This is a genomic window from Pseudomonas sp. PLMAX, from assembly GCF_046042685.1.
Classification (GTDB): Bacteria; Pseudomonadota; Gammaproteobacteria; order Pseudomonadales; family Pseudomonadaceae; genus Aquipseudomonas; species Aquipseudomonas putida_AE.
Window position 1 is genome coordinate 5,611,058 of sequence record NZ_CP064949.1, and the last position, 25,274, is coordinate 5,636,331.

Genomic DNA, 25,274 nt, shown 5'->3' on the forward strand with positions numbered 1-25,274 from the left:
ATGAAACCTCACGCCACGGCTTTCAGCCAGCGCTTGTTGCGCGGTCAGGCGCCCTCCTACGAACGCTTGCAGGCGCGCCTGGCCGAAGACGGCAGCGCACTGGGAGCCGAGCCGATTGCCGTGCATTGCGGCTGGGGCCGCTTGCTGATCGGCCATACCTTCGCCGATGCCGCCAGCCTCGCCCGGGAGTTGCTCAACGAGCAGCCGGGCGAACGGGATATCGCCCTCTACGTCGCCGCGCCCCAGCAAGTATTGGGACTCGAGCCGACCCAGCTGTTCCTCGATCCGTCCGACACCTTGCGCCTGTGGTTCAGCGATTACCGTCAGGCCACCCGGGTGTTTCGCGGTTTTCGCATCCGCCGCGCCCAGAGCGACGCCGACTGGAATGCGATCAATCAGCTTTACCACGCACGGGGCATGCTGCCGATCGATGCCAGCCTGCTGACCCCCAGGCACCTGGGGGGGCCGGTGTACTGGCTGGCGGAAGACGAGGACAGCGGTGCGGTCATCGGCAGCGTCATGGGCCTCAATCATCACAAGGCCTTCAACGATCCGGAAAACGGTAGCAGCCTGTGGTGCCTGGCGGTCGATCCGTGCTGTTCACGGCCCGGCGTCGGCGAGGTGCTGGTGCGGCATCTGATTGAACACTTCATGAGTCGCGGGCTGAGTTACCTTGACCTGTCCGTGCTGCACGACAATCGCCAGGCGAAAAACCTGTACGCCAAGCTTGGCTTTCGCAACCTCTCGACGTTCGCCATCAAGCGCAAGAACGGCATCAACCAGTCGCTGTTTCTCGGCCCGGGTCCTGAAGCGAATTTCAATCCGTATGCGCGGATCATCGTCGAAGAAGCACACCGTCGCGGCATCGATGTCCAGGTCGATGATGCCGAAGCCGGCCTGTTCACCCTCATCCATGGTGGCCGCCGGGTACGCTGTCGCGAGTCCCTCAGCGACCTGACCAGCGCCATCAGCATGAGCCTGTGCCAGGACAAGAGCCTGACCCATAAAGTGCTCACGGCCGCCGGCCTGAACCTGCCGGCGCAGCAACTGGCAGGTAACGCCGATGACAACCTGGCGTTTCTCGACGAACACCATCGGGTGGTGGTCAAACCGCTGGACGGCGAACAGGGACAAGGGGTGGCGGTAGATCTACAGGCCATCGAAGAGGTCCAGCAAGCTATCGAAGCGGCACGCCAGTTCGACACGCGAGTGCTGCTGGAAAGCTTCCACGAAGGCCTCGACCTGCGGATCCTGGTGATCGGCTTTGAAGTGGTGGCCGCGGCGATTCGTCGGCCGGCCGAAGTGGTAGGCGATGGCCAGCACTCCATCGGCGCGCTGATCGAAGCCCAGAGTCGGCGGCGGCAGGCGGCCACGGGCGGCGAAAGCAAGATCCCGCTGGATCATGAGACCGAACGCACCGTTCACGCCGCGGGCTATGACTTCGACAGCATTCTGCCCGCGGGCGAGCATCTGTTCGTACGTCGTACAGCGAATCTTCACACAGGCGGGATTCTCGAAGACGTCACCGCGATCCTGCATCCCACGCTGGTGGACGCCGCGGTGCGCGCGGCGCGGGCACTGGATATTCCCATGGTCGGCCTCGACCTGATGGTGTCTGCCGCCGATCAACCGCAGTACGTGTTCATCGAAGCCAACGAGCGCGCCGGGCTTGCCAATCATGAACCGCAGCCGACGGCCGAGCGGTTTGTCGATCTGTTGTTTCCGCACAGTCAGCCGGCTGTTTCTTAATTGTGGTGACTGGACGGCCGCCTTCGCTGGCAAGCCAGCTCCTACAAGGTTTTGTGTTTGACCTGTAGGAGCTGGCTTGCCAGGGAAGACGGCCTGACAGGCCACAAAAAACCTTCATCGAAACCATCGATGGCCTCAACTCATCAGGAGTTTCCATGACCCGCCAATACCCGGAACCAGACCTGGCCTATTTGCAAAAAGTCCTGCTGGAAATGCTCGCCATTCCCAGCCCCACCGGCTTCACCGACACCATCGTGCGCTATGTCGCCGAGCGGCTTGAAGAACTGGGCATCCCCTTCGAGATGACCCGCCGCGGCACCATCCGCGCCACCCTCAAGGGCAAGAAAAACAGCCCGGACCGCGCCGTTTCCGCCCACCTGGACACCATTGGCGCCGCCGTGCGCGCCATCAAGGACAACGGCCGCCTGACGCTGGCCCCCGTGGGCTGCTGGTCCAGTCGCTTTGCCGAAGGCAGCCGCGTCAGCCTGTTTACCGACAATGGCGTGATCCGTGGCAGCGTATTGCCGCTGATGGCCTCCGGGCACGCGTTCAACACCGCCGTGGATGAAATGCCGATCAGCTGGGATCACATCGAGTTGCGCCTGGATGCCTATTGCGCGACCCGCGCCGATTGCGATTCCCTGGGCATCAGCGTCGGCGATTTCGTCGCCTTCGACCCGTTGCCGGAGTTCACCGAAAGCGGCCACATCAGCGCCCGTCACCTGGACGACAAGGCCGGGGTCGCGGCATTGCTGGCAGCCTTGAAAGCCATCGTCGACAGTGGCGAAGAGCTGGCGATCGATTGTCATCCGCTGTTCACCATCACCGAGGAAACCGGCAGTGGCGCAGCGGCGGCATTACCCTGGGACGTCAGTGAATTCGTCGGCATCGACATCGCGCCCGTCGCGCCCGGCCAGCACTCCAGCGAACACGCGGTGAGCATCGCGATGCAGGATTCCGGCGGGCCGTACGACTATCACCTGTCGCGGCACCTGCTGCGCCTGGCCAGTGACAACGAGCTGCCGGTACGCCGCGACCTGTTCCGCTACTACTTCAGCGACGCTCACTCGGCGGTCACTGCCGGCCATGACATCCGCACCGCCCTGCTCGCCTTCGGCTGCGATGCCACCCACGGCTACGAACGCACCCACATCGACAGTCTCGCCGCCCTCAGTCGCCTGCTCGGCGCCTACATCCTCAGCCCGCCGGTGTTCGCCAGCGACGCACAGCCGGCCCAGGGTTCACTGGACCGGTTCAGTCACCAGATCGAACATGAAACGCAGATGGAAAGCGATACGCGGGTGCCGTCGGTGGATAGCCTGGTGGGCCAACGCAACAACAGCTAAGGAAACACAATCCTGTTGGAGCTGCCGCAGGCTGCGATCTCTTGATCTTGTTTTTAAAAATCAAAGTCAAAAGATCGCAGCCTGCGGCAGCTCCTACTGGTGATGCGTTCATAACCACCGTAGCATCGCGCCATTGATTTGACCGAGGTGCCCATGCTTATTCCCCACGACCAACTTGAAGTCGACACCCTGACCCGCCTGATCGAGGACTTCGTGACCCGCGACGGTACCGACAATGGCGATGACACGCCGCTGGAAACCCGTGTCTTGCGGGTTCGTCAGGCCTTGATCAAGGGCCAGGCCCTGATTGTCTTCGATCCGGAAAGCGAGCAATGCCAGCTGATGCTCAAGCATGACGTGCCCAAGCACCTATTCGACTGATTTCCTGTTCCGCGCCAGCTTGCGCTGGATTCGCTCGTAGATCTCGGTACGGTGCACGCTGACGTCGTGCGGGGCTTCGATGCCGAAGCGCACATTGCCGCCATTGACGGCGATGATGCGCACCGAAATGGTGTCGCCGATGGAAATCAATTCGCCGACTACGCGACTCAGTACAAGCATGGCTGTGGTCCTTCAGAGTTATCGGACCTTGAAGATGCCCGGCGCACCGCGGGCCTACAAGGCAGCCGCGGTAATCCAGACCAAACCTACAAGCACAGGCCTACCTTGCTGAAGGAAATGTCTGACACACCACTTCTATCAAGCAAGGCCGATTCGTCAGGAGGCCGAGAAGCGCGGGCCGAACAGGATGATGCTTGCGCCGATCACGCACAGCGCCACGCCGAGCCAGTCGGAGCCCAGCGGACGAATCCGCTCGACCACCGCCAGCCAGCCAATCGAAGCAATGATGTAGATACCGCCGTAGGCGGCATAGGCGCGGCCTGCATAAGTCGCTTCTATTCGCGTCAGCAACAGCGCGAACAACGTCAGGCTGAGCAGCGCCGGCAGCACCCACCAGACGCTTTTACCCTGGCGCAACCACATCCAGAAGGCAAAGCAACCGGCGATTTCGAACAGCGCCGCGAGGAAAAACCACAGGTAATTGAGCATGGGAAGGTCTCGCGAGGATGGCCGATGGCGGCCACCCTAACGAGGCTGCTGCAGGCGGGCAAGTTCAGCTTGCGGATTGTTTGGCCTTGGCGCGCATCTTGTCGGCCATCAGGGTCATTTCGTTGTACAGCAGTTGCGGGTTCTTCTGCTTCAGCGCCCAGGCCTGGCGGCCCTGTTCGTGGGGCAGGATCATGAATTCGCCAGCGGCGACTTGCTGGTAGATATAGTCGGCGATATCGGCGGCACTGATGGGCGAGCTTTCCAGCAACTTGCCGACCTGGGCTTTCATGGCCGGGGTCGGGCCGCGGAAGGAGTCCAGCAGATTGGTCTGGAAGAACGATGGGCACACCACATGCACGCCGACTTCCTGATGCGCGAGTTCGATCAGCAGGCTTTCGGACAACGCCACCACGCCGGCCTTGGCCACGTTGTAGTTGCTCATGGCCGGGCCTTGCATCAACGCCGCCATCGACGCGATGTTGATGATCTTGCCCTTGCTCTTCTCCAGCAACGGCAGGAAGGCCTTGCAACCCTTGACCACGCCCATGAGGTTGATTGCGATCTGCCAGTCCCAGTCCTCCAGGGACAGCTCGCTGAAGAACCCGCCCGAGGCCACGCCCGCGTTGTTGACGATGACGTCGATGCCCCCCAGCTTGACTTCGCATGCCTGGGCGAAGGCGGTCAGTTGACTGTAGTCACGCACATCACAGCGCTGGATGAAGCCATCGCCACCGGCTTCGCGCACCAGCTTCAGGGTTTCCTGCAAACCCGCTTCGCTGACATCCGACAAGGCCAGCTGCCAGCCTTCGCGCGCCCAGCGCAGCGCGATTTCGCGACCCAGGCCGGAGCCTGCGCCAGTGATCATCATGCGATTTTGCATAGCAAACAGCCTTGTTGTTCCGGGGAAGATGCGTCGAGTGTAGCGAAGGCTGTAGGCCGACCCACGCTCTATCAGATTGCTGAATGCCCCAAGCAAACCACGAACGCGGCGCACCAACTAACTTAACAGCAGACGGAATAGGCAATAGTTCTAAAAACCGCAAAAAAACTTGGAATTTTCTGCCTCGTGTCGCGGTCGGATTTTTTAAGCAGCTCGAATTAATGACATTCCCGCTGACTGAATAACGGCTAGGTCATTCCTGAATACTTACAGCAAGGAAACAGACATGGGCACAATTCTTCTGATCATTTTGATCCTGTTACTGATCGGTGGTCTACCGGTCTTCCCACACTCCAGAAGTTGGGGTTACGGCCCGTCCGGTATCATCGGCGTGGTGTTGGTGGTGATACTGATCCTGTTGTTGCTCGGCAAGATATGAAGTTCTGACCGATAAAAAAAGAGGCCCTTGAAGGGTAATGCCAGTCAGTTAAGCTGACTGGCATTTTTATTTCTGATCGGATACTTCGGCGATTTGAGCCGGATGGTTCGGGGATAAATACGCTCCTCTCGCCGATGAGGCAGGACATAGTGCGGCGCTGAAGCATGAAGCTCGGCCAGGTATTTGGGGATGTTCCCGGAGCGGTCGGCCGAGACGCTGTTGATAAACCCTAAAATTGCCCAGGTGCAGGCGGTAAAACTCATTTCGCACGGGTAAATTCCCGGACAGTGACGGCTCATTTCTACCATCTGATAGCGCAACAGGTTGTAGCCCAGCAACACGCCCCACAGCTCCTGCTCGATCATCTCGGGTGTCTTGCTGCGCAAGGTATAGCTGCTGTTGAGCAGCGTCTGTTTCATCTCCCGAAAGCCCAATTCGATCTCCCATCGCTGGCTGTACAGGTCGACTATTTCGTCAGACGGGAAGCGCAGCGGGTCGGTCATCGACGTCAGGATCTGACACACCTTGCCCTTGACGGTTTTGCTCAGAAGGCGCGCAATCAGGCGCTCGGGCAGTCCCGGCCATTGCTTGCGGGCCTGCGGCGAAGTGCTTAACGAGACCATGGCATCCTGACGGCCCAAACGCTGAACAACTTCGTACTGCGCACCCTTGCGCAGTGGCATCAGCCAATGGCGCTCGGTGCCTGCTTGCTGCCACTGGTGCAGCAATCCCAGGGAGTAGAAACCTCGATCGAATAGGGTCAACGAGTGATCGGGCGTGGTGTCGATCAGTTGTTCGGCCAGTTTCATTTCGTTGCTGCGATAGCCATCAAATGCGCTGCCGATCAACATGTGGCTCGTCAATTCCATCTGACAGACCATGCGTACCTGGGGAAAACCGGTGTCGCCGTGCTGGTTACTGGCCGAATCGTAGCGCGCTCGATTTTCGCGGGTGTCAGGCGTTCGCCAGACGACACCGTCGACGCTCAACAAGCGCAAACCGGCCCAAGTCGGATGCTCAGCTGCTTCATGCCAACTTTTCTGAGTCAGGTCGAAGACTTGTCGTACGGCTTCGCTACCTAGTCTCTGACGTGCCTGGACTACGGCGCTGGGGGCCACTAACGGGCGTTGCCCCGGCAGCATGATGTTCATGCGACTGACCACATCCCACGCCGACATGCGCCGGAAGAACGCCATGGAAATCACGCACCAGAGCATCATTTCCAGCGGCAAGCGCCGCTTGCGCAGCGTCGCCACGCCGGCCTGTTCAAGCGCCTGCTCGACCAAAGAAGGATCGAGTAAGGAATCCAATCCCTCGATTGAGTTTGGAGTGGAAGCGAAGTTGTGGGTCAGTTCCAGTGCCCGAGCGAGACGCATAAAAAAATCCGATGCCAGTTCAGGCATCGGATTTTGATTTCTTGCGGCCAAAGGTCAAGCGAGATGGCTTAACTGATCGGCATTAGCCCTTGAAGGGCCTCTTTTATTGCAGCGTTGTTTAGTCCGGCTTGCCGTCGACCACACCAGCGGTGTTATCGATCAGGCTCTTGGTCGCCGTTTGCAGGAACGCTTCGAGCTTGGTTTTAAGCTCGGCGGTACGCGGTGCATTCGGAACGACCACGGCACGAGGCGTAGCGCCCAGCTCATACTGGTACATCTTCGGCTCCATGTCCTTGTCCTTCGGCAACACCAGAATCTGGTCCGCGGTGATGATCGCGGTGGTCTGCTCGCTGCCCGATGGCTTGATCACGCCAAATCCGGTATCGCCCTCAGGCAGGTTGAGCAAGTCGCGGCCCCAGCACTGATGACGCACTTCGCCACCGATCCGGCCCATGATGGTCGGTACGATGTCGACCTGGGTGCCAACGGTGTGGTCGAGGGTGCCGAATTTTTCCTGGATGCCCGGTGCGATCAGCAGCATCGGCACGTTGAAACGACCAAGGTCCATTTCGGTGATCTGGCGTTCGTTGCCGAAACCGTGGTCGCCGACGATGACAAACAGGGTTTCCTTGAAGTACGGCTCATTGCGCGCCTTTTCGAAGAACTGGCCCAGCGCCCAGTCCGAGTAACGCATGGCCGTCAAATGCTCGTTCAGGCTGCCGCGATCGGTCACACGCTCAACCGGCAATGGGCTCGGCAAGGCGTACGGGGTGTGGTTGGACAGGGTTTGCAGCAAGGCATAGAAGGGTTTCTTGTCCTTGCCATCGCGGGCCTTGAGCTCCACCAGGCCACGGTCGAACATGTCCTGGTCGGACACACCCCAGGTCGGGTCGGAGAACACCGGGTTAACGAAGTCGTTACGCCCGATGAAGTTGGTCATGCCCTGGTTGCTGAAGAAACCCGACTGGTTGTCCCAGGCGAAATCGCCGTTGTAGACATACACGTCGTCGTAGTCACGAGCGCTGAGCAGCTGCGGCAGGCCGGACAGTTTGTGGCTGCCCTCCGGGGTCTGCATCAGGTATTCGAAACCCGGCAAGTTCGGGAAGCAGGCCATGGTGGCGAACATGCCCTGGTGGGTGTGGGTACCGTTGGAGAAGAAGCGGTCGAACAACAGGCCTTCCTTCGACAGTTTGTCGAGGTATGGCGTGATGTTGCCCGGCCCGCCCAGTACACCCACCGAGTGACCGGCCATGCTTTCCATCAGGATCACGACGACGTTCTTGATCGGCAGGGTCTTGTCCGCCGGCGGTGTGTAGTCGCGACGCACGGCGGCGGTCTCGCCATCCACCAGTTTGTCGTCCTGCATCACCAGCAGGTCGCGCACGGTCTGCTGCGCCATCGGTTGCGGCAAGGTGGCTTTCCAGATGTTGTCGCGATCTTCGGACATCCGGCTCTTCGCCGCCGCCACCAGGGACAGGGTACCGTTGAGGCCCAGCTGGTTGGCGAAGTTGGAATCGGTGGTGTAGACATCACCCCAACGCATGGGCGGGCCTTGGCGCAAGGTACCGCGGGCCGCGACCACGCAGATCAGCAGGCAGACCACGAACACCATGGCGCGCGAGTACCAGGGAGCCACCTGGCGGGTGCTGATGCTGCCGCCACTGAACGGGCCACGGGGACGCGTGGCACGGTCGGCACCCTTGAACGCCAGGCTCAGGATCCAGGTACCCAAGGCCCAGGCCAGCAGGTAGCGAACCACCGGGAAACCGTACCAGAGCATGCTCATCACGGTTTTCGGGTCTTCCTTCACATACTGGAAGACCAGCCCGTTGAGGCGCTGGTGGAATTCACGGTAGAAGTCCATCTCCATCAGGCCGAGGAACAGCGCGATGCTGGAAGTTACCGTCAGCCACAGGCGAAAGATCCCGCGCGCGGCCATGGCCCTGGCACTGAACAGCGCCAGCACCAGCGGAATGCTCAGGTACACCACCAGGCGCAGGTCGAAACGCAGGCCATTGGCGAATGCTTCGAAAAAGGTCGCGGCCGGTGTATCGAGGATCATTTCGCGGTTGTAGACCAGCAGCGCGAGGCGCAGTGCGGAAAACATCACCATCATGACCAGAGCGCACAACAGCGTGTAGGCCAGATGCGATTTGACGGTCGGTTGCAGCAAGCGACTCGATGCTCGCTTCTGACTCAGGGCGTCCGGGATTGCCATGTCGTTTTAGGACCCATTGGAAGTTGAAGTTTCGAAAATACAGCTGCGCCCTGCCCTCTGTTGGCCAGTACTCGGCCCCGGGGTTTGCGCGGTGCGCAAATGTTGCACGATCAATCGCGGCATTGCCATTGATTACTGTTCGTCGATGGCGGCGCGGGCGAATTGTCTTGGAGGCTTTGTGAAAATTTTGTGCAACGAATATCTGGAAACATAATAAAGGCGAAAGATCGCAGCCTTCGGCAGCTCCTACAGGGGCTGCGATCTTTGATCGGCGTTACTTCTCGGCGCGCTCTTTCAGGGCTTTCAACGTATTGAACGGGGCATCGACCACAAACTTGTTGGCCACCATCGATGGCACGCTGCCGCCCGGCTCGGTATGCACCTGGTAGGTCACCTCGACCTGATCGCCCTTGGGTACGAACTTCCAGAAACCGTCGACCTTGGCGACCCGGACAAAACCTTTTTCTTCAGGAATGTATTTCGGCACGCCCTCGAGCTTGCGGGTCAGGCTGCCATCGGCGCCAACAATGGTGGTGATATGCACCACCGAATCACGCGGCGTGACCGGCCATGGCGTATTGAACTGGGTGTAGGTCCAACTCTGGTCGCCTTCGCGCTTGAGCAACTTCTGGGTCTTGCACTCGTGAATCCAGGCGCAGGTGCCGACCACGTCTTCCTGCAGCGCGCGCAGCTTGGCCACGGTGGTCTTCATCAGCGTGACGCCCTGATAGGCCTTGTAGTCGGAGCCGGGCACTTCACTCAGGGATATCTTGATGCCGTCTTCATTCCTGGCGACCTTCCAGTCTTCGGCCTGGGCGACCGACGTGGCCAGGACAGCCGTCAAACCACACAACACAGCCATACGATGCAGCGAACCCATAATCTTATTCCTTATTGTTGAAGTTCCGTTCGTCGAACACATCACGCGGCCGTCATTTGCTCCCACCAGCCAATCAACCGAATAGCCTCTTCGCTGCTGCTGCCACACACCTCGACGTCAGCCTCGAACGCCGAACACACCGCCGGACGCTCGGGTTTACCGAAAATGTTGCACAGGTTTTCTGCAGAGAGTTGCAGGCAACGCTCCCCGGCGGCTTTGCCATTGGGCATACCGGGAATCGGTGAACTGATGGAAGGGGCAATGCAGCAGGCGCCACAGCCCTCACGGCATTTCATGACGAACAGCTCCTCGCGACGAGCAATGTTTTAAAGGACGGGGCACAGAGTAACCGCTAAAACAGTTGTTTTAAATTACTCGGCCTCGGGTTTTTACCCGCAAGCCAGCGTGACCGGGCAGTCTCCGACCAAGCGTCTTTGCTTGCGGGCATGCAAAGGCGGGATTCAGCGCTTGAATTCGAATTCCAGCGCCGCGCCTTCGACTTCACGGCGTTCTTCGTTACGCAGTTGCAACTGCATTTCGTTATTGATCAGCTTGCCGTTGATCTGGAACTGGTTGTTTTTGTCCCCGAACATTTCCGGCAACACCGGTTCGCGCTTGGGCAATGGCACTGTACCGACCGGTTTCAGCTCTTCGACCATGTCCTTGGGCAAACTCAGGTCCAGGTCGGCTGAAGGGATTGGGGTTTTCACCACCTCGCTGGCCGGTTTTGACTTTGAAGCAACCGGTGGGCGCTTTTTTACCGCGGCGGTCTTTTTCGCCGGTGCGGTTTTATTCGCAGATGTGGTTTTTTTCGGGGTGCTGGCGGTGGGTTTTTCCTGCACGGATTCGGCCTGCGCGGTCGCCGGCTGAACACTCACTAACAGGCAGATCAACAGCCAGGCGGCAGGAAAAATCGGCTTCATGGACCCAACGATGCAAACGGCGAAAACGACAGAGGTGCATATGCTCGCCTGTTGCGCGCCCCCTGACAAGCACGGACCGGAACCGCTCGGTCAAAAGCCGCCGGCCATCTCCTGGCAGAGCTGGGTGGCAAGCATGCCCAGGGTCATCAACGCCCGTTCGGCTTCGCGGTTCCATGGGATCCCGCAATTGAGCCGGATGCAGTGATTGAACTGCTCGGTGTTACTGAAGATCAGCCCTGGCGCGATACTGATGCCCTGCTGCAACGCGCGCACGTGCAGCTCCTGGGTGTTGACCCGTCCCGGCAGGCTCACCCACAAAATGAAACCGCCGGTCGGCCGGGTCATCTGCGTGCCTTCGGGGAAATACTGCTGCACCGCCAGCTGGAAAGCGCTGAGGTTCTTGCGGTACTCCTGGCGGATGTAACGCAAATGGCGGTCGTAGCCACCGTTTTCCAGATAGGCGGCAATGCCCATCTGGGTGACGCTGCAGGCCGAATGAGTACTGAAAGTCTGCAGGCGCTGTATCTCCTGCTGGTACTTGCCGGCAATCATCCAGCCGATCCGCACCCCGGGTGACAGGGTCTTGGAGAAGCTGGAGCAATAGATCACGCGATCCAGGCGGTCATAGGCCTTGAGCGATTTGGTGCGGCCCTGCTCGAACATCAGCTCGCCGTAGATATCGTCTTCGACGATCTGGATATCGAAGTCCGACGCCAGGCGCAGCAGTTGCTTCTGCCGCTCTTCGGGCATGGTGCCGCCTAGCGGGTTACTCAGACGAGTGGTCAGCACCAGCGCCTTGATCGACCACTGGTTGGCGGCCAATTGCAGGGCTTCCAGACTCATGCCGGTTGACGGGTCGCTGGGAATTTCGATGACCTTGAGGCCCAGCAGATCGGCCAGCTGCAACAAACCGTAGTAGGTTGGCGACTCGGCTGCGATCAGGTCACCGGGCCGGGTCAGCACCCGCAGGGACATCTGCAAGGCGTCGACGCAGCCGTGGGTGATCACCACTTCCGAGGGGTCGACCACCACGCCGGCATCGCGCATGCGGATCGCCACCTGTCGGCGCAAGGGTTCGAAACCGGGGCTGAACATGTAGCTGAAAGCCCGCGGGCTATGGAACCGGGTGACCTTGGCCAACTGCTGATGCAGCGCCCGCACCGGTAGATAGTCGACGCTGGGCACCGCGGCGCCCAGGGGAAAAACGCCCTCACGGCGCGATTCGACCAACACCTGCTGGATGATGCTGCTGCGGGTGACCAGGCCTGGCCGTTCGACCCGGGCGATGTCCGGGGTCGGCGCCGTCAGCGCCGGGGTCTGGTGCACGTAGTAACCGGACTGCGGCCGCGCGCGGATCAGCCCCTGATCCTCGAGGTTGGCATACGCCTGCAACACCGTGGCATGGCTGACGTTGAGCTGCGAACTCATCTTGCGCACCGAAGGCACGCGCTCGCCCGGTTGATAGACACCACGGCGGATGTCTTCGGCCAGTTGCTGAGCAATACGTTGGTAGAGCAAGAGGTTGGTCATGACGCAGCACTCGATTTCACGGGTATTTTATTCTTGTGTAAAACAATACCGGAACAGTTTAGAAGTGTACGGGGACAGTTGCCACAATAGTCGACAGTACAGTGCAGTGTCAGCAAGAACTGTACTGTTTTGCGAGATATTTGGCAGACATAAAAAACCCGGCGCTGTTTGGCAGCGCCGGGTAGTACGAGATTTGCAGGAGCTGTCGACTGAAACGAGGCTGCGATCTTTACAGGGTCACTTGAGTTTCAAGCAAGATCAAAAGATCGCAGCCTCGTTTCACTCGTCAGCTCCTACAGGCCGGATTTCACATTCAGCGGGCGGCGCCCAACTGGCCTTTTTCGTCGGAAAACACGATTTCCACTCGACGGTTCTGTGCACGGCCGCGCTCGGAAGCGTTCACGTCTACCGGGTATTCATCGCCGTAGCCTTCCACCTTGATGCGCTTGTCGTCGATGCCCAGGTCCATCAAGACGTCAGCCACCGATTGCGCACGGTCCCGCGACAACTTGAGGTTGTCCTGCTTGCCGCCGGTGCTGTCGGTGTAGCCCTCGATCCGCACCACACGCTTGGGGTTGAGCTGCAGGAATTGCACGATCTTGAGCACCACACGATTGGCCGAGTTTTTCAGCTCTGCTTCACCGGTGTCGAACAGCACATCGCCCAGGGTCATCACCAGGCCACGATCGGTCTGGGTGGTCGCCAGCGCAACAATTTGTTCTTCGAGCAACTTGCCCTGCTGCTGCACGCTGAACAGCTTGGATTCGCGCAACGCCAGTTGCAGGCGTTGACGCTCCAGTTCGAGCTTCGCGGCGCGCTCTTCGTTGAGCACCTGGTTGGTGTGCTCGCGAGCGATTTCGCTGTAGCGCTGGCTCAGGTAGGCGTAATGCACCACGTCCGAGCCGCTGCCCCAGTAGCTGGACAAACGGTCGGCACGGGCCAGGGATTCACCGGCCCGAATCACGTCCTTTGGCGCGATGCGCAACACGTTGGAGTCTTCCTTGACCTTCTGGAAATCAGCACCGGCCTGCTGCAATGCCGACTCACTGTGCTGACCGGCGCAACCATAAAGGTTCATGCAGCCGGCCAGGATCACACCGCCGAGGGTTAGGGTCTTGAGGCTCATTGGGCATCTCCCAGTTGCTTGCGCAGGCGGGCGATGCGGGTGTTGAGCACGTTCAGCTGCTCTTCGCTCTTGAGGGTCAGGACCCGGGCTTCCGCCAGGCGCGCATCCAGTTCGGCCTGTTCAGCGCGCATCCGCGCATTCCTGAACGATTGGTCGGCCATGCTGCCCTTGGCGCGGTTGTACTTGTCTTCGGCCAGTTTCATTTGCGGCACTTCGTCGGCAGTGGCGCCCACGGCCTTCGCTTGCTCGAGTGCCTGTTCGGTCAGGCGCATTTGTTCAATCGGCGCCGGATCGGCTGCACAACCCGCCAGGGCCAGAAGGGCCAGGGCAGCGAAAAGAGGTCGGATACTCACTAAAAATCCTTACTGTTTTGGGGTACTGACAGGTTTTTTCTGCTGCGCGTTCCAACGCTCGATATTGCGTTGCAGCGCGACCTCCGTCAGTCCGGACGCGGGCAATTCTGTCATCTTTTTGGCCAGCTGTCCGCGCAACCACGGATCGTTGCAGGCGGAGTTATGGGAAACCGCCAGGAACAGTCCAGGTTTGTCGACCGGTTGCTCACGGGCGACCAGGTCATTGGCCATGCCCAACGTCTGCGCCATTGCCATGCCGGAGTAGCGCCCGGCCAGGACAAATTCCACCTCGCCCAACAGCAGTTTCTGAAAGGCCTGGGTCAGGTTTGGCGTACGGGTGAGGGCCAGTTGCTGCTCGGCGAAAGTAGCGAATGCCGAGGTCAATCGAGACTTTTCCGACAAAGCGCCTGGATGACCATGCAGGTCCTGCACTTCGTTGTAGACCAGCGACGAGTCCCTGCGGGTCCAGACCAGGTAATCGCTTTCCAGCAACGGTGGATGAATGTAATCCAGGGATTCCAGCTCAGTGACCGTCAAAGGTGCATCGGCCAGCATGTCCATGCGCCCGCTGCGTACTTCGTCCAGGGCTTGGGAGCGTTTGCCGGCATAGAGCATTTCGACCTTGATCCCCAACTGCCCTGCTACCTGCTGCAACAAATCGGCACTGGCACCGATCAGGTGCTTGGGATTTTGCGGGTCCTGCCACAGGTACGGTGGCGCATCCGGGCTGCCGGTGACCACCAGGCGTTCGCACTTGCCGGCGGCGACGGACAGCGTCGGCAAAAGCATCAATCCCAGCAAGCTCCACGCAAGACGCAGATCCATGGCAATACTCTCCCGTTGGAACCGTGTATATCCCTGTAGGAGCGAGCTTGCTCGCGATGGTCTCAGATGTGCCGCGTTCATGCAGAATTCGCGCGTCATCGTTGACGTCCATCGCGAGCAAGCTCGCTCCTACAGGAAAAAAAGCCCGACCAAAGGGTCGGGCTCTTTATAAGTGAAGCAGCCGGATTAGACCAGCTTCTCCAGCTCAGGGATGGCTTCGAACAGGTCCGCCACCAGGCCGTAATCGGCCACCTGGAAGATCGGCGCTTCTTCGTCCTTGTTGATCGCAACGATCACCTTGGAGTCTTTCATGCCGGCCAGGTGCTGGATCGCGCCGGAGATACCGACGGCGATGTACAGCTGTGGAGCAACGATCTTGCCGGTCTGACCGACCTGCATGTCGTTCGGAACAAAACCTGCGTCGACCGCGGCGCGGGAAGCACCGACGGCAGCGCCCAGCTTGTCGGCCAGGGCGTACAGGTGTTTGAAGTTGTCGCCATTCTGCATGCCGCGCCCGCCGGAAACGACGATCTTGGCAGCGGTCAGTTCCGGACGATCGGACTTGGCCAGCTCTTCGCCGACGAAGCTGGAGATACCAGCGTCGTGGGCAGCGCCAACGGCTTCAACAGCCGCCGAACCACCGGTAGCGGCAACCGGATCGAAACCGGTGGCACGCACGGTGATCACTTTCACTGCAGCGTTCGATTGAACGGTAGCGATGGCGTTACCAGCGTAGATCGGACGCTTGAAGGTGTCAGCGCTTTCTACCGAGATGATCTCGGAGATCTGGTCAACGTCCAGTGCAGCGGCAACGCGCGGCAGGATGTTTTTGCCGTTGGAAGTGGCGGCAGCCAGGATGTGGCTGTAGCCATTGCCCAACTCTGCGACCAGAGGAGCGACGTTTTCCGGCAGTTGGTGAGCGTAGGCAGCGTTATCAGCGACCAATACTTTGCTCACGCCAGCCACTTGCGCAGCGGCTTCAGCCACGGCGCCAGCGCCTTGGCCTGCAACCAGAACGTGGATGTCACCGCCAATCTTGGCGGCGGCAGCAACGGTGTTCAGCGTGGCCGGGGCCAGCACTTTGTTGTCGTGTTCAGCGATTACCAAGATAGTCATGATTAGATTACCTTCGCTTCGTTTTTCAGTTTCTCGACCAGTTCAGCCACCGACTTGACCTTGATACCCGCGCTGCGTGCAGCAGGCGCTTCGACTTTCAGAGTCTTGTTGGTGGAGGCGGTGGAAACGCCCAAAGCGTCCGGAGTCAGCACTTCGAGAGGCTTCTTCTTGGCTTTCATGATGTTTGGCAGGGACGCATAACGCGGCTCGTTCAAACGCAGGTCGGTGGTGACGATGGCCGGCAGTTTCAGGGAAACGGTCTGCGCGCCGCCGTCGATTTCGCGAGTCACGGCAACGCTGTCGCCGCTGATTTCGACTTTCGAAGCGAAGGTGCCCTGACCGTAGCCGCTCAGTGCAGCCAGCATCTGGCCAGTCTGGTTGTTGTCGCTGTCGATCGCTTGTTTGCCAAGGATCACCAGCTGAGGCTGTTCCTTGTCGACTACAGCTTTCAACAGTTTGGCAACGGCCAGGGAGGTCAGGTCTTCGGCGGACTCGACGAGGATGGCGCGGTCAGCACCCAGGGCCAGCGCGGTGCGCAGTTGCTCTTGAGCGGTGGACGGGCCGACGGAGACGACGACGATTTCAGTCGCAACACCCTTCTCTTTCAGGCGTACGGCTTCTTCCACGGCGATCTCGCAGAACGGGTTCATCGACATCTTGACGTTGGCAAGATCGACGCCGGAATTGTCCGCCTTGACGCGAACTTTCACGTTGTAATCCACAACGCGTTTGACAGCTACAAGAACCTTCATGGATTCCTCGTTACTCTCCGGTGAAAAGAAAGTCGCCTAGGCGAACCTGGCGGTTGATGCTCATCGGGCGCAAGGGCACCTCCAAAAACGCCGGCAAAGGTGTCAAGTGACCATCGCTCATGATCTGTATGACCGTTCGTCAGTGGTGACTGAGGAGTCATTCAACATCGCGGCGTGTAAACTGCGCATCAAGCAAGCGCAGCGTCATTCTCTCCTGCCATCGCCCTGTCTTTAGAGGTGCTCTTGAAACCAACAGTCAGCCTACGGCGAGCGCAAAACCGCCCGTATCTTGACCGGAACACCTATTCCGGTCAATACGCCAAAATGGCCGTTCATAAGCCGGGTGACTTTGATTTCTCTGGCTTGGAGCCATTTCAAACAAACGTTTGTATTGGACGCTGAGAGTGGTGTAGATATAATGCGCCACCAAAGAGAAAGGTGGTTAATCGATTGTCCTCTCCCGGCGTCACGCAGGGATTCACGGATGCGACACCCAACCTCCCTATTAGAAAAAAAACTGTTGAGCCTTGAGTAGGAGATAACCTGTGGAACGCGAATACATGGAATTCGACGTGGTCATCGTCGGTGCCGGCCCCGCTGGTCTTTCCGCTGCCTGCCGATTGAAGCAGAAGGCCGCCGAAGCCGGTAAGGAAATCAGCGTCTGCGTGGTCGAAAAAGGCTCCGAAGTCGGTGCTCACATCCTGTCCGGCGCGGTGTTCGAGCCACGGGCCCTGAACGAACTGTTTCCGGACTGGAAAGAACTTGGCGCGCCGCTGAACACGCCGGTCACCCGCGACGACATCTTCGTGCTGAAGAACGCTGAAAGCGCGCAGAAAATTCCAGACTTCTTTGTGCCCAAGACCATGCACAACGAAGGCAACTACATCATCTCCCTGGGCAACCTGTGCCGCTGGCTGGCCCAGCAGGCCGAGAACCTGGGCGTGGAGATCTACCCGGGCTTCGCCGCCCAGGAAGCCCTGATCGACGAAAACGGCGTGGTACGCGGGATCATCACCGGCGACCTGGGCGTTGACCGCGAAGGCAATCCGAAAGAAGGCCTGTACACCCCGGGCATGGAACTGCGCGGCAAGTACACGCTGTTCGCCGAAGGCTGCCGTGGCCACATCGGCAAGCAGCTGATCAAGCGCTTCAACCTCGACACTGACGCCGATGCCCAGCACTACGGCATCGGCCTGAAGGAAATCTGGGAAGTCGACCCGGCCAAGCATCAGCCAGGCCTGGTGGTGCACACCGCCGGTTGGCCGATGGACATCATGGGCACCGAGAACACCGGTGGCTCGTTCCTCTATCACCTGGAAAACAACCAGGTAGTAGTCGGCCTGATCGTTGACCTGTCCTACAGCAACACTTACCTGTCGCCGTTCGACGAGTTCCAGCGCCTCAAGCATCACCCGGTGCTCAAGCAGTACCTGGAAGGCGGCAAGCGCATCAGCTACGGCGCCCGCGCCATCTGCAAGGGCGGCCTGAACTCGCTGCCGAAAATGGTCTTCAAGGGCGGCGCGCTGATCGGTTGCGACCTCGGCACCCTGAACTTCGCCAAGATCAAGGGCAGCCACACCGCGATGAAGTCCGGCATGCTCGCCGCTGAATCGGTGGCTGACGCACTGTTCGCCGACAAGGACGGTACTGAAGAGCTGACCACCTACGTCGACGCGTTCAAGAACAGCTGGCTGCACGAAGAACTGTTCGCCAGCCGTAACTTCGGCCCGGCGATCCACAAGTTCGGCGCCATCGTCGGTGGCGGTTTCAACTGGCTGGACCAGAACATCTTCGGCGGCAAACTGCCGTTCACCCTGCACGACACCAAGCCGGATTACGCGTGCCTGAAACTGGCGGCCGACTGCAAGAAGATCGACTATCCGAAACCGGACGGCAAGATCAGCTTTGACAAACTCAGCTCGGTGTTCATCTCCGGTACCAACCACGAAGAAGAGCAGCCTTGCCACCTGAAGTTGACCGATCCAAGCATCCCGATCAGCAAGAACCTGCCACTGTACGATGAGCCGGCACAGCGTTACTGCCCGGCTGGCGTGTACGAAGTGATCACCAAGGAAGACGGCGAGAAGCGCTTCCAGATCAACGCCCAGAACTGCGTTCACTGCAAGACCTGCGACATCAAGGACCCTGCGCAGAACATCACCTGGGTGACGCCGGAAGGCGCTGGCGGCCCGACTTACCCGAACATGTAAGCCGAACGCCTGGACATCGAGGCTCCCGAAATGGGGGCCTTTTTGTTGCCTGCGATTGATGAATCAACCTAGATCCAATGTGGGAGCGGGCTTGCTCGCGAAAGCGGTATGTCAGTCAACATCGATGTTGGATTTCAGACCGTCTTCGCGAGCAGGCTCGCACAGGGTTTCCCTACGGGTTCAGGCAGCGCGTTCCTCGCCTGGATTACGCTCGAAGTAGCGCTTGTACTCGCGACTGAACTGCGACGTGCTCTGATACCCCACCCGATGTGCCACCTGCGCCACGCCCAGCCCCTCGCCCAGCAACAACTGCTGCGCCCGAAGCAAACGCAATCGCTTCAGATATTGCACCGGCGACAGCAAGGTGCTGCGCTTGAAATGCTCGTGAAAGGTCGACGCACTCATGTTGGCGCAGCTGGCCAGGGTCTCGACGTTCAGCGGTTCGGTGTAATGCGCATGCAGATGACTGAGCGATGCCGCGATCCGCGCGAATTGTCCCTGCTGCTCGACCAGGGCGCGCAACACATCCGCCTGCGGACCGCGCAAGGCGACGAACAGCAATTCGCGCAAACGCGCTTGCCCCATGATCTGGCATTCCAGCGGATCGTGCAGGCAGCGCAACAAGCGTTCGACACAACCGCGCATGGCGTCATCGAGCACCGCCGAGGTCATGGACTCCGGTGTTTGTGCCGCAATATGCCGCCCCGGCGCCAAGCCCATCGCCAACACCAGCTCGCCGAGCATCACCCGGTCGATCGCCACAGACACACCCAGCATGGGCCCGCTCGGCGCGGCAAAGGTTTCACACTCGAACGGCACCGGCAGCGCCTGGATCAGATAGTGCCCTGCCCCATATTCCAGGGTGCGCGGCCCCAGGTACGCCAGTTTGCTGCCCTGGGCGATGATCACCAGGCTCGGCTCGTAGATCTGCGGGCCACGGGCCACATCGCAACTGGCGCGCAGAACCTGCACGCCCGGCAACGCGGTCGGGACGAATCCGTCGCGGGTCGATAGCGGCTCAATCAGCGAAACCAGCGCGGCATTGGCATCAAGGTGACGGGTCAACAACATTGGAAAAACTTCACGGAAATAGGGATGAAAGCATCATCGCAGGTCTGATCGCCAGTGCGATCGATCAAGAGCCGATACCGGAGGAATAGGCATGACACCCGGAGGAATCGCCATGGCCGCGATGGGGTCCGGCGCCCAGAATGCGCCACCTCACTTGTCAGCGCTTTTGCGAGGTTCACCATGTACACCGCCATCGGATACGCCGCCCAGTCGGCCACCACGCCCCTCGCCCCGGTAAAATTCGAACGCCGCAGCCCACGCCCCGACGACGTTGCCATCGAGATTCTCTACTGCGGCGTGTGCCACTCCGACATCCATCAGGCCCGCAACGAGTGGGGCATTGCCGTATACCCCTTGATGCCTGGCCACGAAATCGTAGGCAAAGTTACCGCCATCGGTGCGAATGTCACCAAACACAAAGTCGGCGATCTGGTCGGCGTCGGCTGCATGGTCGACTCGTGCCGCAGCTGCGACGCCTGCCAGGCCAACCTCGAGCAATACTGCCTCGAAGGCCCGACCATGACCTACGCCACTCCCGACCGTGTGGATGGCAGCAACACCATGGGCGGTTACTCCGACAGCATCGTGGTCAGCGAGCACTTCGTGGTGCGTATTCCGCAAAAGCTCGACCTGGCCAGCGCCGCGCCGATCCTGTGTGCCGGCATTACCACCTACTCGCCGCTAAAGCACTATGGCGTGAAGGCCGGCGACAAGGTGGGGATTCTGGGCATGGGCGGCCTTGGCCACATGGGCATCAAGTTTGCCAAGGCCCTGGGCGCCGAAGTGACGTTGTTCACCCGTTCGGCGAGCAAGGCTGAAGAGGCCCGCCACCAAGGCGCGGACCACGTCATCGTGTCCACCGATGCCGAACAGATGAAGGCCGCGGCGGGACATTTCGACTTCCTGCTCGACACCATTCCGGTGCAGCACGACCTCAATCCCTACCTCGACACCCTGCGCTTCGACGGCGTGCACATCCTGGTGGGCTTGATCGAACCGGTGGATCCACCCATGCATGCCGGAAAGCTGGTGATGAGCCGTCGTGTGCTCGCCGGTTCCTTGATCGGCGGCATCGCCGAAACCCAGGAAGTGCTGGATTTCTGCGCCGAGCACGACATCACCTGCGACATCGAAATGCTCGACATCCGCCAGATCAACGAGGCCTACGCCCGCATGATCGCCGGTGACGTGAAGTACCGCTTCGTCATCGACATGGCGACCCTCAAGGTCTAAACCTTGAGGCCAAGCTCCGCCGACAGCCGGGCCGTGACCCCTTTGATCAGGGGAATCAGCTCGGCCATTTTTTCCAGCGGCATGTACGGCACGGTGCTGGCGATGCTGATGCCGGCGACGATGCGTTTGCTGGCATCGCGGATCGGCGCCGCCACGCAGCGGATCGACGGTTCGTTGTCTTCCAGGTCGAAGGCGTAGCCGCCGGCCACGTACTCGACCATACGCTGCTGGAACTGCTCCCAGGACTGCTCCGGGTGCTGCGGCCAGAACAGATTTTTCCCACCCACCGGCAAGCTGACTTCGTACAGGCGCTGCCATTCCTGCGGCGAGTCATCGAGCATCAACGCCTTGCCGATCCCGGTGCGCGCCAACGGCATGCGATGGCCGACCCGCGAGCGCATTTCCGGTCCGTTGCGCCCCGGATTCTTGAGCAGGTACAGCACCTCGTCGCCTTCACGGATCGCCAGGTGGATGGTGTCGCCAGTGGCTGCCGACAATTCATCCAGATACGGCCCGGCCAGGGTCACCAGCGGCAATTCTTCGCGCGCCTGGAATCCCAGCTCGATCAGCTTGGGCCCCAACAGATAACCGACCTGCGGCACCACCCGCAGATAACGCTCGTCCACCAGGCAACTCGCCAGGCGATGGGTGGTGCTGCGCGTGGTGCCGATCAACCGGGCGATTTCCTTGAGATCGCGGGCGCCACTGGCCACGGCCTGAACCACACCCAGACCGCGAAGCAGGGTCTGGGTGCCGGTGGGCGCGGCGTCCTTGGTGATTTTTGGGGCGTCTTCCTGCATATCCAGCCTTTACCGTTGAGCGAGTGAACGGGCGGCATTATGGTCGCCCGCAGGTCACGACTACAACTTGATACGCTCGACCTTGCCCACCAGCAAGATGTAGGAAAGTGCACCGATCAGCGCCAGCACCGAGATATAGGTGATGGCCGGGGCAAAGGAGTCACCGCTGGCCAAGAAGCCGATGACGATGGGCGTGGCGATGGCCGACAGGTTGCCGATGAAGTTGAACACCCCGCCGGTCAGCCCGAGCAAGCGCGCCGGTGCCAGGGTCGACACCAGCGACCAGGTGATCGACGCCAGGCCGTTGCCGAAAAATGCCAGCGCGAGGAAGGCAATCACCAGAGGCGTCGATTCGACGAAGTTGGCGCCGATGATCGAGGTGGAAATCAGCAGGCCACTGATGATCGGCAACTTGCGCGCGAACCCTACGCTGTAGCCGCGACGGATCAAAAAGTCCGAGAAGAACCCGGAACACAGCACGCCGACGAACGCCGCGAGAAACGGCAGCGATGCCAGCAGGCCGGACTTGATGAAGTCCATGCCGCGGTATTTCACCAGGTACGTCGGGAACCACGTCAGGAAAAACCACAGCGTCGAGTTGAGGCAGAACTGGCCGAGGTAGATGCCCCAGAGCTTGCGTTTGGTCAGGACAATGCCCAGGTCGGTCCAGCTGAATTTGGCTTTGACCTTGGCTTGTTCGGCCTGGATATCCACCAGCCCGCCGCCTTCGCGGATCAAGTCGATTTCGGCCTCGTTGGCGCCTTTGAAATCCCGTGGCTCGCGATACACCGCGTACCAGATCACCGCCCAGAGAATGCCCACTGCGCCGGTGGCGACGAACACCATGTGCCAGCCGAATTCATGTTGCAGCCAGGCCAGTACCGGCGTCAGGAAAGCCAGGCCGACGAACTGCCCGGAGGTGTAGAAACCGATGGCCGTGGCGCGCTCACGCTCCGGGAACCAGGTGGTGACCACGCGGCTGTTGATCGGATAGGCCGGCGCTTCGAGAGCACCAACCGCCATGCGCAACACGAACAAGGCGATGAAACTGCCGGCGAAGCCGAGCATGACCGTGGCAATCGACCACAGCAGCAGTGCGGCGGTGTAGAGAATGCGCGGCGGCACCCGGTCCACCAGCCAGCCACCGGGAATCTGCATGGCGGCGTAGGTCCAGCCGAAGGCGGAGAAGATCAGGCCGACGTGGATCGGATCGATGCCCAGGTCGCTGGTCAGCGCTGGTGCGGCGATCGACAGGTTGCTGCGGTCCAGGTAGTTGATCACCACGGTGATGAACAGCAGCACCATGATGAAAAAACGCTTGCGGCTGGGCGCCGCCAACGACGCCTGCCCGGTGAGGGTTTGCGGTTGCATGGGGAGTGCCTCTTTTTATGTTTATTGAGGTCGAAACCAGGGTTAACGCAGATCTCACTACCTATGGAGATCAAATGTGGGAGCGGGCTTGCTCGCGAAAGCGAAGTGTCAGCCAACATCTGTGTTGAGCGTGCCGACCTCTTCGCGAGCAAGCCCGCTCCCACAGTGGATTTGTGTAAGGTCAGAGGGATCTCACCACTCGGCAAAACTGCCATCGGCATGGCGCCAGATCGGGTTGCGCCAGCGGTGGCCGACGGCGGCGCGTTCGATCACGTATTCCTCGTTGATCTCGATGCCCAGGCCCGGGCCGTTGGGGATCTTGACGAAACCTTTGTCGTAGTCGAAGACACGCGGGTCTTTGACGTAGTCGAGCAGGTCGTTGCTCTCGTTGTAATGGATGCCCAGGCTCTGCTCCTGGATGAACGCGTTGTAGCAGACCGCGTCCAGTTGCAGGCACGCCGCCAGGGCAATCGGACCCAGCGGGCAATGCAACGCCAGCGCCACGTCGTAGGCTTCGGCCATGTTGGCGATCTTGCGGGTTTCGGTGATGCCACCGGCGTGGGAAGCATCGGGCTGGATGATGTCGACGTAGCCTTCGCTGAGCACGCGCTTGAAATCCCAGCGCGAGAACAGCCGCTCACCCAGGGCGATCGGCGTGCTGGTCAGCGGCGCCAGTTCCTTCAGCGCTTCGTAGTTTTCGCTGAGCACCGGCTCTTCGATGAACATCAGTTTGTACGGGTCGAGTTCCTTCATCAGCACCTTGGCCATGGGCTTGTGCACCCGGCCATGGAAATCGACGCCGATGCCGACGTTCGGCCCCACCGCGTCACGCACGGCGGCGACGTTGGCCAGGGCCAGGTCGACCTTGTCGAAGGTATCGAGGAACTGCAGCTCTTCGGTGCCGTTCATTTTCACGGCGGTGAAACCCCGGCTGACCGCTTCCTTCGCCGCCCGCGCGGTGTCTGCCGGACGGTCGCCGCCGATCCACGAATACACGCGGATCTTGTCCCGCACCTGGCCACCCAGCAGGTCACTGACCGACACACCCAGGGCCTTGCCCTTGATATCCCACAACGCCTGGTCGATACCGGCCAGGGCGCTCATGTGGATCGCGCCGCCTCGGTAGAAGCCGCCGCGATAGAGCACGGTCCAGATGTCCTCGATGTTGCGCGGGTCTTTGCCGATCAGGTAGTCGGACAATTCTTCAACGGCGGCAGCGACGGTGTGGGCGCGGCCTTCGACCACGGGCTCGCCCCAGCCGGTCACGCCTTCGTCGGTCTCGACCTTGAGGAAGCACCAGCGTGGCGGAACGATGAAGGTGGTCAGTTTGGTGATTTTCATCTGTGCTCTCTTTTTATCAATGCAGCTCTTATTAGATGCAGCGCACGCAGCGCCAAAAAAGTCTCAGCGAAGGGCTTTCCAGGCAGCGACATAGGCCTTGGCATTGGCCGCCACTTGCGCCGGGGTCATGCCCGGTTTGAACAGCCCGGAACCGAGGCCGAAACCCTTGACGCCGGCGTCGATGAACACCTGCATGTTGTCCGGGGTGATGCCGCCAACCGGCGCCAGAATGGTCCCGGCGGGCAACACCGCGAGCCAGGCCTTGACGACCGCCGGGCCCATCTGCTCGGCGGGGAACAGCTTCAGCACATCAGCGCCCTCGGCCAGTGCCGCGAAGGCCTCGGTTGGGGTGGCGACACCGGGCGACAGGTACAGGCCGGCCGCTTTCGCCGCACGCAACACCTTGGGATCGCTGTGGGGCATGACGATCACCTGGCCGCCCGCCGCTTTCACCTGCTCAACCTGCTCCGGCGTCAGCACCGTGCCCGCGCCGATCAGGCAATCGGCGGGCAGGCTGCTGCGCAGGATGCGTATGCTTTCGTACGGCTCGGGGGAATTGAGCGGCACTTCGATGACGCGAAAGCCGGCGGCGTACAGGACTTCGCCGATGGCAGCTGCTTCTTGCGGACGCAGGCCACGCAGGATCGCGATCAGACCGTTTTGCGCCAGTGCTTGTTTGAGCATG

Annotated in this window: 25 protein-coding genes; 6 read left to right on the forward strand and 19 right to left on the reverse strand. The window is 60.4% G+C overall.

The window, feature by feature from the left end; all coding sequences use genetic code 11:
- The 3 genes from ngg to DKB71_RS25445 all read left to right on the forward strand — a co-directional run bounded on the left by ngg (nt 1) and on the right by DKB71_RS25445 (nt 3,476).
- Nucleotides 1–1,749 carry an N-acetylglutaminylglutamine synthetase gene (gene ngg, locus DKB71_RS25435; protein WP_408598197.1) on the forward strand — a complete coding sequence of 583 codons (1,749 nt, stop codon included), beginning with the start codon at nt 1–3 and terminating at the stop codon, nt 1,747–1,749.
- A gap of 155 nt (nt 1,750–1,904) precedes the next feature.
- Nucleotides 1,905–3,095 (forward strand): osmoprotectant NAGGN system M42 family peptidase, encoded by a 1,191-nt coding sequence (locus DKB71_RS25440; RefSeq protein ID WP_408598199.1) that lies wholly within the window; start codon nt 1,905–1,907, stop codon nt 3,093–3,095.
- 153 nt (nt 3,096–3,248) lie between these two features.
- On the forward strand, nt 3,249–3,476 hold the full coding sequence (locus DKB71_RS25445) for a YheU family protein (RefSeq protein WP_008060849.1): 228 nt from the start codon (nt 3,249–3,251) through the stop codon (nt 3,474–3,476).
- On the opposite strand, the gene csrA is transcribed toward DKB71_RS25445, so the two are convergent.
- From csrA to DKB71_RS25460, 3 genes are all read right to left on the reverse strand, one after another.
- On the reverse strand, nt 3,465–3,656 hold the full coding sequence (gene csrA / locus DKB71_RS25450) for a carbon storage regulator CsrA (RefSeq protein ID WP_274073003.1): 192 nt from the start codon (nt 3,654–3,656) through the stop codon (nt 3,465–3,467). The two genes, DKB71_RS25445 and csrA, sit on opposite strands and share 12 nt — an antisense overlap.
- 156 nt (nt 3,657–3,812) lie before the next feature.
- Nucleotides 3,813–4,145 carry a YnfA family protein gene (locus DKB71_RS25455; RefSeq protein ID WP_274073002.1) on the reverse strand — a complete coding sequence of 111 codons (333 nt, stop codon included), beginning with the start codon at nt 4,143–4,145 and terminating at the stop codon, nt 3,813–3,815.
- Between the two features lie 64 nt (nt 4,146–4,209).
- A complete protein-coding gene (locus tag DKB71_RS25460) occupies nt 4,210–5,025 on the reverse strand; it encodes an SDR family oxidoreductase (RefSeq protein WP_408598202.1) in 816 nt (271 codons plus the stop codon).
- A gap of 286 nt (nt 5,026–5,311) precedes the next feature.
- On the opposite strand from DKB71_RS25460, the gene DKB71_RS25465 reads away from it, so the two are divergent.
- Complete coding sequence (locus DKB71_RS25465; protein WP_008060837.1) at nt 5,312–5,464, forward strand: DUF3309 family protein; 153 nt, start codon at nt 5,312–5,314, stop codon at nt 5,462–5,464.
- Nucleotides 5,465–5,508: 44 nt separating this feature from the next.
- Here the strand turns inward: DKB71_RS25465 and DKB71_RS25470 are convergent, their stop codons facing one another.
- From DKB71_RS25470 to DKB71_RS25520, 11 genes are all read right to left on the reverse strand, one after another.
- Nucleotides 5,509–6,840 (reverse strand): IS4 family transposase, encoded by a 1,332-nt coding sequence (locus DKB71_RS25470; protein WP_408598205.1) that lies wholly within the window; start codon nt 6,838–6,840, stop codon nt 5,509–5,511.
- Between the two features lie 118 nt (nt 6,841–6,958).
- Entirely contained in the window at nt 6,959–9,058 is a 2,100-nt protein-coding gene (locus DKB71_RS25475) for an LTA synthase family protein (protein WP_274073000.1), read from the reverse strand.
- Between the two features lie 274 nt (nt 9,059–9,332).
- Nucleotides 9,333–9,938, reverse strand: coding sequence for an START domain-containing protein (locus DKB71_RS25480; protein WP_408598207.1), 606 nt, complete (start codon nt 9,936–9,938; stop codon nt 9,333–9,335).
- Between the two features lie 41 nt (nt 9,939–9,979).
- Nucleotides 9,980–10,234 carry a zinc/iron-chelating domain-containing protein gene (locus DKB71_RS25485; RefSeq protein ID WP_046815979.1) on the reverse strand — a complete coding sequence of 85 codons (255 nt, stop codon included), beginning with the start codon at nt 10,232–10,234 and terminating at the stop codon, nt 9,980–9,982.
- A 165-nt stretch (nt 10,235–10,399) separates the two neighbouring features.
- A complete protein-coding gene (locus DKB71_RS25490; RefSeq protein ID WP_408598210.1) occupies nt 10,400–10,861 on the reverse strand; it encodes a translation initiation factor 2 in 462 nt (153 codons plus the stop codon).
- A gap of 90 nt (nt 10,862–10,951) precedes the next feature.
- Complete coding sequence (locus DKB71_RS25495; protein WP_020799971.1) at nt 10,952–12,391, reverse strand: PLP-dependent aminotransferase family protein; 1,440 nt, start codon at nt 12,389–12,391, stop codon at nt 10,952–10,954.
- Between the two features lie 313 nt (nt 12,392–12,704).
- Nucleotides 12,705–13,517 (reverse strand): OmpA family protein, encoded by an 813-nt coding sequence (locus DKB71_RS25500; RefSeq protein WP_274072997.1) that lies wholly within the window; start codon nt 13,515–13,517, stop codon nt 12,705–12,707.
- Nucleotides 13,514–13,870: a DUF4398 domain-containing protein gene (locus DKB71_RS25505; protein ID WP_274072996.1), complete on the reverse strand. Its 357-nt coding sequence runs from the start codon at nt 13,868–13,870 to the stop codon at nt 13,514–13,516. Before DKB71_RS25505 ends, DKB71_RS25500 begins: the two co-directional genes overlap by 4 nt.
- 9 nt (nt 13,871–13,879) lie before the next feature.
- Complete coding sequence (locus tag DKB71_RS25510) at nt 13,880–14,695, reverse strand: substrate-binding periplasmic protein (protein WP_408598213.1); 816 nt, start codon at nt 14,693–14,695, stop codon at nt 13,880–13,882.
- Between the two features lie 186 nt (nt 14,696–14,881).
- Complete coding sequence (locus tag DKB71_RS25515; protein ID WP_274072994.1) at nt 14,882–15,811, reverse strand: electron transfer flavoprotein subunit alpha/FixB family protein; 930 nt, start codon at nt 15,809–15,811, stop codon at nt 14,882–14,884.
- A gap of 2 nt (nt 15,812–15,813) precedes the next feature.
- Nucleotides 15,814–16,563 carry an electron transfer flavoprotein subunit beta/FixA family protein gene (locus DKB71_RS25520; RefSeq protein ID WP_015093946.1) on the reverse strand — a complete coding sequence of 250 codons (750 nt, stop codon included), beginning with the start codon at nt 16,561–16,563 and terminating at the stop codon, nt 15,814–15,816.
- Nucleotides 16,564–17,108: 545 nt separating this feature from the next.
- Between DKB71_RS25520 and DKB71_RS25525 the strand changes: the two genes are divergently transcribed.
- Nucleotides 17,109–18,773: an electron transfer flavoprotein-ubiquinone oxidoreductase gene (locus tag DKB71_RS25525; RefSeq protein WP_406591455.1), complete on the forward strand. Its 1,665-nt coding sequence runs from the start codon at nt 17,109–17,111 to the stop codon at nt 18,771–18,773.
- 180 nt (nt 18,774–18,953) lie between these two features.
- On the opposite strand, the gene DKB71_RS25530 is transcribed toward DKB71_RS25525, so the two are convergent.
- A complete protein-coding gene (locus DKB71_RS25530) occupies nt 18,954–19,844 on the reverse strand; it encodes an AraC family transcriptional regulator N-terminal domain-containing protein (protein ID WP_408598216.1) in 891 nt (296 codons plus the stop codon).
- A 180-nt stretch (nt 19,845–20,024) separates the two neighbouring features.
- Here DKB71_RS25530 and DKB71_RS25535 point away from each other — a divergent pair, with 180 nt between their 5' ends.
- Nucleotides 20,025–21,077, forward strand: a complete 1,053-nt coding sequence (locus DKB71_RS25535) for an NAD(P)-dependent alcohol dehydrogenase (RefSeq protein WP_408598218.1) — start codon at nt 20,025–20,027, stop codon at nt 21,075–21,077.
- Here the strand turns inward: DKB71_RS25535 and DKB71_RS25540 are convergent.
- The 4 genes from DKB71_RS25540 to DKB71_RS25555 all read right to left on the reverse strand — a co-directional run bounded on the left by DKB71_RS25540 (nt 21,074) and on the right by DKB71_RS25555 (nt 25,273).
- A complete protein-coding gene (locus tag DKB71_RS25540) occupies nt 21,074–21,877 on the reverse strand; it encodes an IclR family transcriptional regulator (protein WP_323628389.1) in 804 nt (267 codons plus the stop codon). The two genes, DKB71_RS25535 and DKB71_RS25540, sit on opposite strands and share 4 nt — an antisense overlap.
- A 60-nt stretch (nt 21,878–21,937) precedes the next feature.
- Nucleotides 21,938–23,248, reverse strand: coding sequence for an MFS transporter (locus DKB71_RS25545; RefSeq protein WP_274072989.1), 1,311 nt, complete (start codon nt 23,246–23,248; stop codon nt 21,938–21,940).
- A 192-nt stretch (nt 23,249–23,440) separates the two neighbouring features.
- Nucleotides 23,441–24,589: a galactonate dehydratase gene (gene dgoD / locus DKB71_RS25550; RefSeq protein ID WP_046815968.1), complete on the reverse strand. Its 1,149-nt coding sequence runs from the start codon at nt 24,587–24,589 to the stop codon at nt 23,441–23,443.
- A 63-nt stretch (nt 24,590–24,652) separates the two neighbouring features.
- Nucleotides 24,653–25,273 carry a 2-dehydro-3-deoxy-6-phosphogalactonate aldolase gene (locus tag DKB71_RS25555; RefSeq protein WP_274072988.1) on the reverse strand — a complete coding sequence of 207 codons (621 nt, stop codon included), beginning with the start codon at nt 25,271–25,273 and terminating at the stop codon, nt 24,653–24,655.
- Nucleotide 25,274: the final 1 nt, after the last annotated feature.